8 protein-coding genes are annotated in these 14,403 nt (G+C 55.7%); all 8 read right to left on the bottom strand.

What is annotated here, in order from left to right:
* Window positions 1-23: 23 nt before the first annotated feature.
* Window positions 24-569, bottom strand: coding sequence for a translation initiation factor IF-3 (gene infC, locus MDHKLMBL_RS05465; RefSeq protein WP_075267677.1), 546 nt, complete (start codon window positions 567-569; stop codon window positions 24-26).
* Window positions 566-2,491 carry a threonine--tRNA ligase gene (thrS, locus tag MDHKLMBL_RS05460; protein WP_008170491.1) on the bottom strand — a complete coding sequence of 642 codons (1,926 nt, stop codon included), beginning with the start codon at window positions 2,489-2,491 and terminating at the stop codon, window positions 566-568. The genes infC and thrS overlap by 4 nt, the downstream gene beginning before the upstream one ends.
* A 152-nt stretch (window positions 2,492-2,643) precedes the next feature.
* Complete coding sequence (locus MDHKLMBL_RS05455; RefSeq protein ID WP_008170492.1) at window positions 2,644-5,247, bottom strand: TRAP transporter permease; 2,604 nt, start codon at window positions 5,245-5,247, stop codon at window positions 2,644-2,646.
* Between the two features lie 81 nt (window positions 5,248-5,328).
* Window positions 5,329-6,312 (bottom strand): TAXI family TRAP transporter solute-binding subunit, encoded by a 984-nt coding sequence (locus MDHKLMBL_RS05450; protein WP_008170494.1) that lies wholly within the window; start codon window positions 6,310-6,312, stop codon window positions 5,329-5,331.
* Window positions 6,313-6,497: 185 nt separating this feature from the next.
* Window positions 6,498-8,882 carry an efflux RND transporter permease subunit gene (locus MDHKLMBL_RS05445; protein ID WP_008170496.1) on the bottom strand — a complete coding sequence of 795 codons (2,385 nt, stop codon included), beginning with the start codon at window positions 8,880-8,882 and terminating at the stop codon, window positions 6,498-6,500.
* A gap of 46 nt (window positions 8,883-8,928) precedes the next feature.
* Window positions 8,929-10,077: a WD40/YVTN/BNR-like repeat-containing protein gene (locus MDHKLMBL_RS05440; RefSeq protein ID WP_241956179.1), complete on the bottom strand. Its 1,149-nt coding sequence runs from the start codon at window positions 10,075-10,077 to the stop codon at window positions 8,929-8,931.
* Window positions 10,078-10,225: 148 nt separating this feature from the next.
* Complete coding sequence (locus tag MDHKLMBL_RS05435) at window positions 10,226-11,614, bottom strand: DUF1329 domain-containing protein (protein WP_104270289.1); 1,389 nt, start codon at window positions 11,612-11,614, stop codon at window positions 10,226-10,228.
* A 136-nt stretch (window positions 11,615-11,750) separates the two neighbouring features.
* Window positions 11,751-14,393, bottom strand: a complete 2,643-nt coding sequence (pepN, locus tag MDHKLMBL_RS05430; RefSeq protein ID WP_104270288.1) for an aminopeptidase N — start codon at window positions 14,391-14,393, stop codon at window positions 11,751-11,753.
* Window positions 14,394-14,403: the final 10 nt, after the last annotated feature.

Below are 14,403 nucleotides of genomic sequence, written 5' to 3'. Positions count from 1 at the left end.
GGGGGACAAGCACCCGATCAGGTTCACTTCTTCTTGCGGGGCGCCACAACCATGGTCATCTGCCGGCCTTCCATTTTCGGCCGCATCTCTACCTGGGCAAGCTCTTCAATATCTGCTTCTATGCGCTGCATGAGCTGCATACCAATTTCCTGGTGTGCCATCTCACGGCCACGGAAGCGGATAGTGATTTTGCCGCGGTCCCCGTTTTCAAGGAAACGTACCAGGTTGCGTAGTTTGACCTGATAATCCCCTTCTTCAGTTCCTGGACGGAACTTAAGCTCTTTGACCTGCGTCTGCTTCTGCTTTTTCTTGGCAGCCGCCTTGGCCTTCTTCTCGTCGAAGATTTTCTTGCCGTAGTCCATTATCTTACAGACGATCGGATCGGAATCCGTAACCTGGACCAGGTCAAGAGATGCCTCTTCTGCTTGCTTGAGAGCATCCTCTATTGGTACTACACCGACCTGATTGCCTTCTGCGTCAATCAGTCGGACTTCGGTTGCGTCAATATTCTCATTGATAGGCGCCTTTGGTGTGCGCCCACCCCGATTCGCTCGCTGTTTAATAATCAGATCTCCGTCTTTGTTTTGCCCTTGCGTTCAACATCTTCACTTAAGAATTGCTCAAACGCTTCAAGCGATAAAGTTCCCAAATCTTCGCCCTTGCGGGTTCTCACCGCAACGGCGTTGTTGTCGACTTCTTTGTCACCGACAACGACAAGGTAGGGAACCTTGTTAAGAGTATGCTCGCGGATTTTAAAGCCGATCTTCTCGTTTCTCAAGTCAGCATTAACCCTATAGCCCAAAGAATCCCACTTTTTCGCCAGATTCTGACAATAATCACGCTGATTATCGGTGATATTGAGGATAGCCACCTGAGTCGGCGCCAGCCAGGTCGGGAATGCACCTTCGTATTCCTCGATCAGGATACCAATAAAACGTTCAAAGGATCCCAATACCGCCCTGTGCAGCATGACCGGGGTCTTCCGCTCGGAATTATCGGCAACATACTGCGCACCCAGACGACCCGGCATCGAGAAGTCCACCTGAATAGTGCCACACTGCCATACCCGTCCGATACAGTCTTTCAGCGAGAACTCGATTTTGGGTCCGTAGAAGGCGCCTTCGCCTGGCAGCAATTCCCAGTCTACCCCTTCGCGATTCAACGCTTCTTCCAGGGCGGCTTCCGCCTTGTCCCAGACCTCATCGGAGCCAACCCGTTTTTCCGGACGGGTTGAGAGCTTGTACAGGATTTCGGTAAACCCGAAGTCTGTGTAGATCTCGTGCAGCATTTCAATAAATGCCGAGACTTCCTGCTGAATAGAATCTTCTTCGCAGAAAATGTGGGCATCGTCCTGGGTAAAGCCCCGAACACGCATCAGTCCATGCAGCGCCCCGGAGGCCTCGTTCCGGTGGCAGGAGCCGAATTCCGCCAGTCTCAGGGGCAGATCCTTGTAGCTTTTCAGACCCTGGTTGAAGACCTGCACGTGGCAGGGACAGTTCATGGGCTTGATGGCGTAGTCGTGCTTCTCCGACTCGGTGGTGAACATGTCGTCCTTGAACTTGTCCCAGTGCCCTGACTTCTCCCACAGGGTCCGTGACACCACCTGTGGTGTCTTGATCTCCTTGTAGCCATGCTCCTGCTGCTTGCGGCGCATGTATTGCTCAACTTCCTGATACAGCGACCAGCCATCCGGGTGCCAGAAAACCATGCCCGGTGCTTCTTCCTGCATATGGAACAAGCCAAGCTTCTTGCCGACCTTCCGGTGATCCCGCTTCTCGGCCTCTTCCAGACGGTGCAAATAGGCTTTGAGATCTTTCTTGTTACCCCAGGCGGTTCCGTACACGCGCTGAAGCTGCTCATTGCTGGTGTCGCCACGCCAATACGCGCCGGCCACCTTGGTCAGTTTGAAGGCCTTCAGCTTGCCGGTGCTGGGAACGTGGGGACCGCGGCACAGGTCGATAAAATCGCCCTGGCTGTAAAATGAAAGGTCCTCATCGCCGGGAATGTCCTGAATGATACGGACCTTGTATTCTTCGCCCATATCCTCAAAGAGCTTGATCGCCTCATCGCGGGACATGATGGAGCGAGAAACCGGCAAGTCCTGTTTGGAGAGCTCTTCCATCCGCTTCTCGATCCGCGCCAGATCCTCATTGGTGAACGGGCGGTCGTACTTGAAGTCGTAGTAGAAGCCATTGTCGATAACCGGGCCAATGGTGACCTGGGCTCCTGGAAACAGTTCCTGGACAGCCATGGCCATCAAGTGCGCCGTAGAATGGCGAATGATATCAACGCCGTCTTCATCACGCTCGGTGACGATTGCCAGCTCGGCATCGTTTTCGATGCGATAACTGGTGTCCACGAGCTGGCCATCCACCTTTCCGGCAAGGGCGGCTTTGGCAAGGCCAGCGCCGATATCGGCGGCGACATCATGAACGGTTACGGGTTCGGCAAAACTGCGATGGCTACCATCGGGCAGGGTTACGACGGGCATGAAAGGCTCCTGTTGGTTACTCAGCGGTGATCTATACCAGAGACCACATGGTGACGGCACGGCGCGATACAAACCGCGGGCCGCTTCGAGGCGAAGTCTAACAGAAAAAAACCCGGCAGGTTAATGCCGGGTTTGCACGGACAGGTGTGGCGTCAGGCTGGCTGGCCGGCGGCTTCCTCCCTGGCCCGCCGACGCAACTGACCAAACGCCAGAAGGCCGAGTAACACCAGAGCAGGAATGAACATCAGCTCTTTTGGCGGCCGTTCCAGGTCAACCTGCACGGCATCGATGGTCCAGCCAAACTGGATGCCAGCATCCTCCGCCGGGCTACCGAAACCAACGAAGTCTACCGCCATCTTTTCGCCATCCGGGCTGAGTTCAAGGCCGGCGTCCATCAGACGTTGCTCGGGCGTGTCGCCAGCGGGAATCTCAAGCCGCACATAGGTGGTCACCTCGTCGCCGTCAATCGTCATCCCGGAAGCCTTCAGGACAATCGGTTTGTCTGCTGGCACATCCTCAACATACTCCATGATCTCGGCGCCGGGCCGATCTGCCGTGGGCGGGTAAACCATATCCCACCAGAAGCCGGGCCGGAACATGGTGAACGTAATCAGCAGCAATAACAGCGATTCCCACTTATAGCTCTTGGTAAACCAGAACCCCTGCGTGGCCGCGGAAAAGACCAGCATCGCAGTGACTGCACTGAAGATCGTAACCAGCAGGTCAAACCATCCGGTCAACCCAATGAGCAACAACTGGGTATTGAAAATAAACATGAACGGGAGGATCGCCGTACGGATGTCGTAGGTGAAGCCCTGGATACCCGTTCGTATGGGATCGGCGCCGGATATGGCAGCGGCGGCATAAGCCGCCAACCCCACGGGCGGCGTATCGTCCGCCAGAATGCCAAAGTAGAACACAAACAGATGCACCGCAATCAGCGGCACGATCAGCCCATTCTGGGCGCCCAGAGTGACGATTACCGGCGCCATCAGCGTGGACACAACGATGTAGTTGGCAGTGGTCGGCAAACCCATGCCGAGGATCAGGCTGATAATGGCCGTGAAGATCAGCATCAGCAGCAGGTTGCCGCCAGACAGGAACTCGACAAATTCGGTCATCACCAGGCCAATACCGGTCAGGGTAACCGTACCCACCACGATACCGGCGGTGGCAGTTGCCACGCCAATACCCACCATGTTTCGGGCACCGGTGGCGAGCGAATGCGCAAGATCAAACACGCCATCCTTGAACGCAGTGAGGAAGTTGCCGTGCTTGTAGAAAAAGGCCTTCAACGGTCGCTGTGTAACAACAATGAAAATCATGAACAGCGTGGCCCAGAACGCCGACAGCTGTGGCGAGAAACGCTCAACAGTAAGGCACCAGACCAGCACTACAACGGGCAGAAGAAAGTACAGCCCGGTCTTTACAGTTGGGCCAACCGGCGGCAATTCGCCCATGTCCTTATCCGGATCGTCTTCCTCGAGTTCCGGAAATCGGGTGGCATAGCCAACCAGGCCGATATAGATCAGCACCAGCAAAGGTGCCAACACCCACATCGCCGCTTCACCGAAAAGCGTTTTCGTCCAGCCGATCCCGTAATACACCACCAGGGTCAGCACACTCAGGCCGATGAGGATAACGACCCAATTCAGCATCCGCTGGGCAAGAGTCGGCTTGTTGAGACGCTCAATGCCCTGCATGTTCAGCTTGCAGGCCTCAAGGTGCACGATATAAATCAGTGCCACATAGGAAATCATCGCAGGGAGGATGGCGTGCTTGATGACCTCCAGGTAGGAGATACCCACATATTCGACCATCAGGAAAGCGGCCGCGCCCATGATGGGAGGTGTCAGCTGGCCGTTGGTTGATGCGGCCACTTCCACTGCGCCGGCCTTGGTAGCCGGAAAACCAACCCGCTTCATCAGCGGAATGGTGAACGTGCCGGTAGTGACGACGTTGGCAATAGACGAACCGGAAATAACGCCGCTTAAACCACTGGAAACCACCGCAGCTTTGGCGGGACCACCACGCATATGCCCCAACATGGCATAGGCGACTTTAATAAAGTAATTACCGGCGCCTGCTCTCTCAAGCAGCGCGCCAAACAACACGAACAGAAAGACGAAGCTCGTGGAAACCCCAAGTGCAACGCCAAACACGCCCTCAGTGCCCAACCACTGGTGCGACGCCAGCTTACTGAGGCTCACGCCTTTATGGGCAATCACATCCGGCATATAGGGGCCGGCAATCGAGTATGTGATGAAGACCGCAGCAACGATAGTCAGCGGGAGCCCGAGCGACCTACGCGTGGCTTCCAGCAAAAGCACGAGACCGATAAGCGCAACCCACAGATCCTGGGTGATCGGCGCGCCGGGCCGCGTTGAAAGCTCTTCGTAAAAAACGTAGAGGTATGAGGCGCAGAAAGCGGCAACAAGCGCCAGAATCCAGTCATAGATGGGGACGATATTTACATGCCGCCCCTTGATCATCGGGAAGGCAGAAAACGCCAGGAAAACGGCAAACGCAAGATGGATCGAGCGCGCTTCCGTGGAATTAAAGATTGCGAAATTGAAGATATAGGGCAGCGGTGACGCAATCCAGAGCTGAAACAACGACCACACCAGGGGAACGATAAAAAGAATAACCGCAGCATATCCGCTGGTCGCCCTGCCCCCGGTTTCAGTCTGCAGGATCTGGTCTACATTACTGCTACCACCAGCACCAGCTCCGTTAGCCGGATCGCTCGTCGCCATAAATTAGTCCCGTACGTAAAAATCAATCTCTGAAAGGGCGTCACAGCGGGCTTGAGCCCGCTGTGACGGAGTGCAGGCAGATCAGTCGATCAGACCAGCTTCTTTGTAGTACTTGGCAGCACCCGGGTGCAGAGGCGCACTCAGGGCATCAGAGACCATTTCTTCCTTGTTCAGGTTGGCAAATGCAGGATGCAGGCGCTTGAAGCTGTCGAAGTTCTCGAAAACAGCCTTCACAACCGCGTAAACAACGTCATCGGGCACATCAGTGGATGACACAAAGGTTGCCGCAACGCCGAAGGTGGTAACGTCATCGTCACTGCCACGATACATGCCACCAGGGATGACTGCCTTACGATAGTACGGGTTTTCGTCGATCAGCTTCTGTGTGGCAGCGTTATCAACGTTAACCAGTACACTGTCACAGGAGGTGGTCGCTTCCTTGATTGCACCAGAGGGGTGGCCAACCGTGTAGAAGAAGGCATCAATGTTACCGTCACACAGGGCCTGGGACTGCTCCGCGGCCTTGATTTCGGCAGCCAGTGAGAACTTGTCCAGCGTCCAGCCCATCTCATCCATCAGGACTTCAGCAGTGGCGCGCTGCCCTGAACCGGGGTTGCCGACAGATACCCGCTTGCCTTCCAGGTCTTCAAAGGTTTTGATGCCTGAGCCCTTGCTGGCAACAACAGTGAACGGTTCCGGATGCAGAGAAAAGACCGCGCGGAGATCTTTGTTAGCACCATCATCCTTGAACTGGCTGGTGCCATTGTAGGCATGGTACTGCCAGTCGGACTGGGCAACTGCCAGATCGAGCTCGCCCTGGCGGATGGCATTCAGGTTGTAGACGGAACCACCGGTACTCTCCACAGAGCAGCGAATACCGTGCTCTTTACGGTCCATGTTCACCAGACGACAGATAGCACCGCCAGCCGGGTAATAAACGCCGGTTACACCGCCGGTGCCGATGGTCACGAAGCGCTGCTCCTGGGCGGAAACGGAGGTTGAAGCAGCGCCCAGGCTGACTGCGGCAGCGACAGCGAATGCGGAGGCTTTAAGTTTCAGTGTCATGTGAGTTCTTCCTTTTTTCTGTTCATTGTAATTCGGCGCCCGCTTCGGGAGCGGGCAAGACGTACGATCACCATAAAACATAGACCACTTCACACCATAAATAAAGTATGGATTAGCTCGCTAACCGGTTGACCAGACAACAAAAAAGCCCGCAAAGCGGGCTTTTTTGCAGGTCGGTGCGAATGTTATTTCGCAGCTCGAGCCTTGGCAAGCATCTGATCCGGCCGCAGCAGGAACCGGGCCAGGGCCGGCAACAGCCAGATGGCTCCAACCATGTTCCAGAGGAACATGAAGAACAGCAGGAAGCCCATGTCGGCCTGGAACTTGATTGGCGAGAATATCCAGGTGACAACACCCAGACCCAGAGTCACACCGGTAAACATAACCGCCTTACCAGTGGAGCGCAGGGTCTCGTAGTAAGCCTCCTGAAGCGTTTTGCCTTCAAGCAGGTATTTCTCCAGCTTGCTGTAGATATAAATGCCGTAGTCGACACCTATACCGACACCCAGGGCAATAACCGGCAGGGTCGCCACTTTGATACCAATGCCGGATACCGCCATGATTGCCTCACAGAGGATCGAAGTCAGTCCCAGAGGTATCACGATACACAGCACCGCACGGATCGAACGGAAGGTCGCGAAGCACAGCAAACTCACCACACTGTAAACGAGGATCAGCATCTTATCCTTGGCGCCGGAGATAACCTCGTTAGTAGCGGCCTCGACACCGGCGTTACCCGCCGCTAGCAGGAACCTGTGCTCATCAGTGCTGTTGTTCCCGGCAAACTGTTCGACGCGCTCAACGACGGTTTCCAGAGTTTCTGCCTTGTGGTCCTCAAGGAAGACCAGTACTGGCGTCAGGCTGCAATCAGTGTTGATCAACCCGGCAGGCGCCTCACGAATGGACGCATTGATAATGGTCTGGTTGCGGGAGATCTCATACCACTTCCAGTTGCCCTCGTTCAGAGCCTTGGTCACCATCTTGGAAACATCTGCAAGTGATACCGAAGACTGAACGCCCGGCGTGTTCTGAAGCTCCCACTGCAGAGTATCCATGGCCCGCAGCACATTATACTGCGTGCACTGCTCTTCCGGTGTTTTGACCATCACCACCAATACATCCGCACTGGTCGAGTAATTATTGATGATGTAGGCATTGTCCTTGTTGTAGCGGGAGTCCGCACGAAGCTCAGGCGCACCCTGATCCAGGTCGCCAATCTTCAGGTCCTGCTTGTAATAAAGACCAAGACCGAGACCAATTACAGCAATCAACAACGAAATTGGCGCAACGCCCGGATGGGAGAAGTAGGACAAAACACGCCATTTCCGATCCTGTTTTTCGCCGTGATTCTGCACGTGACGAATACCCCCTTTGGAGATACCGACATAGGACATAATCAATACATGCAAAACCAGGTTGGTGAAGATCACGAACGCCACACCAATACCTGCGGCAACAGCCAGGTCCCGGATAACGTCGATCTCGATAAAGAACAGGGTCAGGAAACCAAAGGCATCCGAAATCAGAGCCAGCATGCCCGGAATGTAAAGAGCACGGAAAGCCAGGCGCGCAGCGGTCACCGCATCAAAGCCCTTGGCAGCTTCAACCGCCATGGCATTCACAATCTGAACGCCGTGACTGATACCAATCGCAAACACCAGGAATGGCACCAGCACCGAATAAGGATCCAGCCCGTAGCCCAGCAGCCGAAGCGTACCCAACTGCAGGAACACTGCAATGATTGAGGTAAAGACAGGAACCAGGGTGCCGGCAATAGCCCGCGAGTACCAGAACAGAAGCAGCGTGGTCAGCAGAATGGTAATCCCTGCAAACCAGGCAATAGAACCAATCCCCTCAATCAGATCGCCGACCTTCTTGGCGAAACCGACTATATGAATCTTGATGTTCGGGTTCTGTTCTTCGTACTTTTCACGAATCTTTTCTTCAAGCTGACGGGAAAATTCGCCGTAGTCCAGAGCCTCACCGGTCTCCGGATTCTTCTCGTACAGCGGCGCGTAAACGATCGTTGATTGGAAGTTATCAGAGATCAGGCGCCCGACTTCGTTGGAACGAAGAACGTTCTGGCGAAGCTTCTCCAGACTGTCCCGGGAGCCGTCATAGCCGTCCGGTATGACAGTGCCACCCTGAAAACCCTGTTCGGTAACCTCAACCCAGCGGACATTCGACGTCCAGAGGGATTTGAGACCCGAACGATCCACGCCGTTGAGATAAAAAACCTCGTCGGTGATCTGCTTCAGGGTTTCCATGTACTCTTGGGTGAAAATATCGCCCTCTTCTACCTCGACGGCGATACGAACGAAGTTACCGAGGTTTTCAAGATCATCCCGGTGCTCAAGCATATTTACAATGTAGGGATGCTCAAGCGGAATCATTCGCTCGAAGCTGGCATCCGGCTGGATCTTGACGGCGTTATACCCCAGAAACAGCGTCAACACGGCGAAGACGACAAGAATGATTGGCCGATTATTGAAGATCAGCCTCTCGAGAAAGGGTTCCGCCTTGGGCGTGGTCAGATAGTGCTCGCCCTTGTCATGCTTAGGGTTGGACATTCAAAAGCCCCTCTATTATTCGTTCGGTTGTTGCCACATCAGGGCGTTATTGAAGGTTTCTTCCACGGGCGTCTGTGATTTTTACGCCACCTTCGCCGACAATCAGCAGGTCTGTTCCTGAGATAGGCACCGCGCTCATGACACCTTCACGATCACTTCTGAAATGCTCGCGGAAGGTTTCGGCGCCATTGGTGCTCATCAGTACCGCACCACTATTACCTACCAGGGTGATACGACCATCTTCCGAAACGACGCCGTCGTTGAGCGTAGCCCCAGCTGAATTGGGGACCATCCGCCAGCTTCTGCCGAGGTCTGAAGAGAACAGCATGTTGCCACGAAGGCCGAAGGCGAGCATCTCGTTCACCTGGCCTGTACCGATGACACCGAACAGGGAGCCTTCATAAGGCGCCTCACGGCGCTCAAAGGTCTCACCACCGTCTACAGAGACATGTATCTGACCGGCTTCACCAACGACCACCAGTGCACCACCCGTGATCCGGGTAATGCCATTGAGATGGAAGTTCTGCCGGTTATCAATTCTTGGCGCCCAGTCTTTCCAGGTCTCACCACCGTCCATGGTGCGCAGGAACATACCGTAAGCGCCTACCACAAAACCGCGGTTCTCGTTTTCAAACCAGACATCCAGCAGCGGGTTAACTGGACCAATGTCCATATCCGCCTGAATGTTCTCGAGGGCAAAGTAAAGGTCGTCCAGTGCCCACTCGAGATCCTCTTTCTCTTCTTCGGGCGCTTCTTCGATGCGCTCCTCCATGGCGGCAATCTGCTCTTCCCGGCTCTCAATGGCCAGTTCCATGGCGCGGATACCGTCAATCTGAAGGTCCCAGGTGGCCCCGGCGTCGCTGGTATGGAGGACAACGCCGCTGTGGCCCACGGCCCAGCCATGGCTGTCGGAGCCAAAATCGATCCCTGTCAGGGTCACAGAAACAGGTACCTCACCCTGAACCCAGGTTTTCCCCTCATCATCCGAGTAGATGATATGGCCGCGTTCTCCCACGGCCACAATGCGATCCCCAACCCGGGTCGCATCGGTGAGAAGATTTTCCGGGGCCAGATCCGTCGGCCGGGCCGGGGTTTCGATGATATCTGCAAGCGCAAACGCTGCAGGGGCAGACCAGACCATGGAAAGTCCAAGGCAGGCAGCGCCCAGAGTCTTGCACATCAACCTTTTAGCCATTCAGATTGCCTATTATGTTGTATTGAACTGTGTCTCTGACCGGCAAAGCCGGGAATAACTGTAAACATACCGGCAACCTTACGATTGCCGGTATGTCGGGTCGCCACTTCCTGTGGGCGGGGGGACGCATCCCTCGGCCAACAGTGCGTTAGCGAACACTCCTGCGGCGCAGGGAAGCCGGCGAGAAGTAACGCTTGTTCGGGACCTCATTGGTGAACACGCGGGTATTGGCCTCTTCTGTGTCCAAACCGAGTACATGATAACGACGGGCCTGAAGGTCATGATAGACGTCAAGAACCGTCCACACACCCGGAAGTTCATAATAATTTTTCGGCAGCCCCATCGTGACACGCCAGAGTTCGCCCCGACCGTCGTATTGATCCAGCAGAACCGTGTTCCAGCTGTCCTCGTCGATATAGAAGCGGCGCTTGCCATAGATATGGCGCTCACCGTCTTTCAGTGTGGCTTCTACCACGTGCACACGGTGAAGCTCCCAGCGGGTGAGGTCCGGATTTAGATGGGAGATACCGAGGATTTCCTCGTAAGGAAGACCTTTTTCCCCAATTCGGTAATTGTTGTAGGGGATGTAGATTTCCCGCTTGCCTTCGTAATTCCAGTTATAGCGATCCAGGGCCCCGTTGAAGATATCGGTATCATCTGCGGTCCGGAGGTTGTCAGCCGCTGCAATCGGGGAGTCGTACCCCAGGTTTGGCGCCCGACGTACCCGACGCTGGCCGGCGTTGTAGCCCCAACCATTCCGGGGATTGATGATCTGATTCAGGGTCTCATGAATCAGAATGGCGCCACCGGCAAGGCGGGGTGGTGACTGGGTAAACGACAGGTAGTAGAAGATCACGTTATCCAGATCTTCTTCACCGCCTTCCGGGTTGTAGTAGTTGAAGAAGGCTTCCTGTTGAGAGGTAACCAGCGAGTAGTCACCGTTGGTCTGGACTGCCACCTCACTGGAACGACGGGTTATATTCACGCCCCGCCAGCGGGTCAGGTGGTTCCAGACCGCCTGCCAGGCCTTCTGCTCGTCATTGCCGTGCAGGATCGGGAACGGGTAACCGCCAAAGGCTCCGTCCAGGCCCTCGCCCTGGCCAACAATCTCCGCGCTTACCGCGTTTTCACGGGTATTCTCAGCCACCCAATCAGGGACCGCATGGGTACGACGGGACTGGTAAACGGGCACACGGAATGTGGTCGGGTAGGTTTCGAGCATCGCCTTCACACCGTCAGTGAGGTACTCCTCATACTGATCCATGTTGGCAGGCGTAATGGTAAAAAGGACTTCATCATCCGGGAACGGATTAATGTGGTGCTGTCCGCTGCCCTCATAGCCGGGAGGCGGTTCTGTCAGCCCTCCGGTCCAGGCCGGGATGGTGCCGGCACTGTTGCCGGCCTTGGGCGAGCCAAAGGGTGTCAACTCTTGGCCCAGACGGGCCGCTTCACTGGCGGAGACCGCCGCCCACGCAGGCGCTGATGCCACGGAGAGAGCCAGCAGGCCGCCGAGAATCGCATTTTTGTTATACATCATTGTGAAACCTTAAGTGCGTCTGGAAGCCTCTGCGGAGGCTTTTTTATTGTCGTCTGATGGAATTACAGACCTTATTCCAGATTACCCGATCCCAGACTAAAGTCTATCGACCGAAAGTGCGATTTTGTATCTGGCTTCACTCCGCAAGGCTCTTGTGCACCACCTCATAAACATCCCGGGACAATCCGGATTTGTCGCGAATACGCTCCAGGGCAGATTTCATCTGAGCGCTGTACGCGGGCGCAAACTTTCTCCATCGGGTGAGCGGCGTCGCCAGGCGCGCAGCAATCTGCGGGTTACTGTCGTCCAGGCGGCAGACCTGATCCGCCAGGAATTCGTAACCCGAACCGTCAGGCTTGTGGAAAGCAGCCAGATTCTGACCCGCAAACGCACCCACCACAGAGCGAATCTTGTTGGGGTTTTTCCAGTCGAACGCCGGATGCTCCAGAAGCTTACGGATGTCCGCCAACTGCCCGGCCTGATCACTGGACGCCTGCACAGAGAACCACTGTTCAACAACCTGCGGATCGTCCTGGAACCGATCGTAGAAGTGATCAAGCGCCTTCTGGCGATCAGCCTCATAGCCCGAATTGACGAGCGCACGCAAGGCACCCATGCGATCGGTCATATTGTCAGCAGCGTTCAACTGGCTCACAGCCAGGCCCCGACCCTCCTCGTCATCAATCATCAGCAACCAGGCCAAAGCAGTATTGCGCAGACTACGACGGGCAATGGCCTCCGGTGTCACCTCGTAAGGGCCACTGCCCTGATGCCGCTGGTAACAGCCCAGCAACTCGCCTTTCAGGGCACCTGCCAGATGCCGAAGCACGGCCTCGCGAGCACGATGGATCGCCGGTACATCGGCCTTGTCTGTCAGTTCAATCAGGTAGGCTTCAGATGGCAACTGCAGCATTTTCGCAACCAGTGCCTGGTCAAGATCGGCGTCGGAAATCAGCTTGCGATAGGCCTCAACCAGTCTCGGGTCAATCTCGGCATCATCGGGCGCATTAACCAGCGATTGAATAACATCGACCGCCAGTCTCTGACCCGCATCCCAACGATTGAACCCGTCCGGATCATGGCTCATCAGGAACAGCAGTTGCTCGCGGGTCCAGTTGTAGCGAACCCGAACCGGCGCGGAGAAGTGCCGCAAAAGTGATGGCACGGGTCTGGACTCGACGCCATGGAATTCGAACGTGTGGACAGCTTCGGTCAGCTCAAGCACCCGCTCCGTCGGCGCACCCGAATCTCCGGATTCAAGCTGCAACGGCAGGGGCTGGCCATCCTGTCCAAGCAGACCCAGCGCAAACGGGATGTGCTGGGGTTTTTTGTTGGTCTGGCCCGGGGTATCCGGAATGCTTTGCTCAATAGTCAGGCGGTACACACCTGTCTCCGCGTCAAAGTCGTCCGAAATGGCCAACACCGGCGTGCCGGCCTGCTCGTACCACAGACGGAACTGGCTCAGATCACGGCCGGAGGCATCCTCCATGGCTTTTACAAAATCATCGGTTGTGACGGCCTGGCCATCGTGGCGCTTGAAATACAGGTCACTGCCCTTGCGGAACATGTCCGGCCCCAGCAGGGTATGGATCATGCGTACGACCTCTGCACCTTTCTCATAAATGGTCAGGGTGTAGAAGTTAGAGATTTCCATATAGGAAGCCGGCCGCACCGGATGCGACATCGGGCCTCCGTCTTCAGCAAACTGGGCGGTACGCAGCAGCGTGACATCCTCAATCCGCTTCACAGTCGGCGAACCCATGTCTGCCGAGAACTGGGAATCCCGGAAAACGGTAAAGCCCTCTTTCAGGCTGAGCTGAAACCAGTCGCGGCAGGTGACCCGGTTACCTGACCAGTTGTGGAAATATTCGTGGGCGACGATGGCCTCAATGCGCTGGAACGCCAAGTCCGTAGCGGTTTCCTGGCTGGCCAGAACACAGGACGAGTTGAAGATGTTGAGCCCCTTGTTCTCCATGGCGCCCATGTTGAAGTCGTCTACCGCCACAATCATGAAAATATCGAGGTCGTATTCTCGACCATAGACTTCCTCATCCCAGCGCATGGAACGCTTCAGCGAGTCCATGGCGTGATCGCATTTCTCGGCGTTGCGGGGCTCCACATACATGCGCAGATCGATGTCGCGGCCAGAGCACGTGGAAAACGTGTCCCGTTTCTCAACCAGATCTCCGGCCACCAGGGCGAAGAGGTAACAGGGCTTGGGGAACGGATCTTCCCAGGTAACAAAATGACGGCCGTTTTCCAGCTCGCCTTTTTCAACGTCATTACCGTTGGAGAGGAGAACCGGATAGGCGTCCTTGTTGGCTTCTATGCGAGTGCGGAAACGCGCCATCACGTCCGGGCGGTCCGGGAAGAATGTGATGCAGCGGAACCCTTCAGCCTCGCACTGGGTGCAGAACATGCCCGAGGACTTGTAAAGCCCTTCCAGACGGGTATTGTTCTGCGGCTCGATCCAGGTGACGACCGTCAAAGTGAACTGTTCCGGCACCGAGCGAACCACCAATTGATCGCCCCGATCTTCATAATCACCCGCGGCCAGCTCAGCGCCGTTCAGAGCGACAGACTCGAGCGTCAGGCTATCACCATCGAGCTCCAGAGGCGCCGCCGTCTCATCCGATTCCGGGTTCCGGCGGAGTTCGAGGGTGCTGTGCACCCGTGCGCCATCCTCAAAAAGCTCGAATCGCAGGTCTACAGTGTCGACCAGATACGCAGGTACCTTGTAATCGCTCAGATAAATGGTTTGTGGCTGGCTGGTACGCATGGGTTTTCTC

Source organism: Marinobacter flavimaris (genome assembly GCF_002933295.1).
Lineage (GTDB): Bacteria > Pseudomonadota > Gammaproteobacteria > Pseudomonadales > Oleiphilaceae > Marinobacter > Marinobacter flavimaris.
The sequence above is the reverse complement of the archived record's forward strand: the minus strand, read 5'-3'. Positions and strand labels throughout refer to the sequence as shown.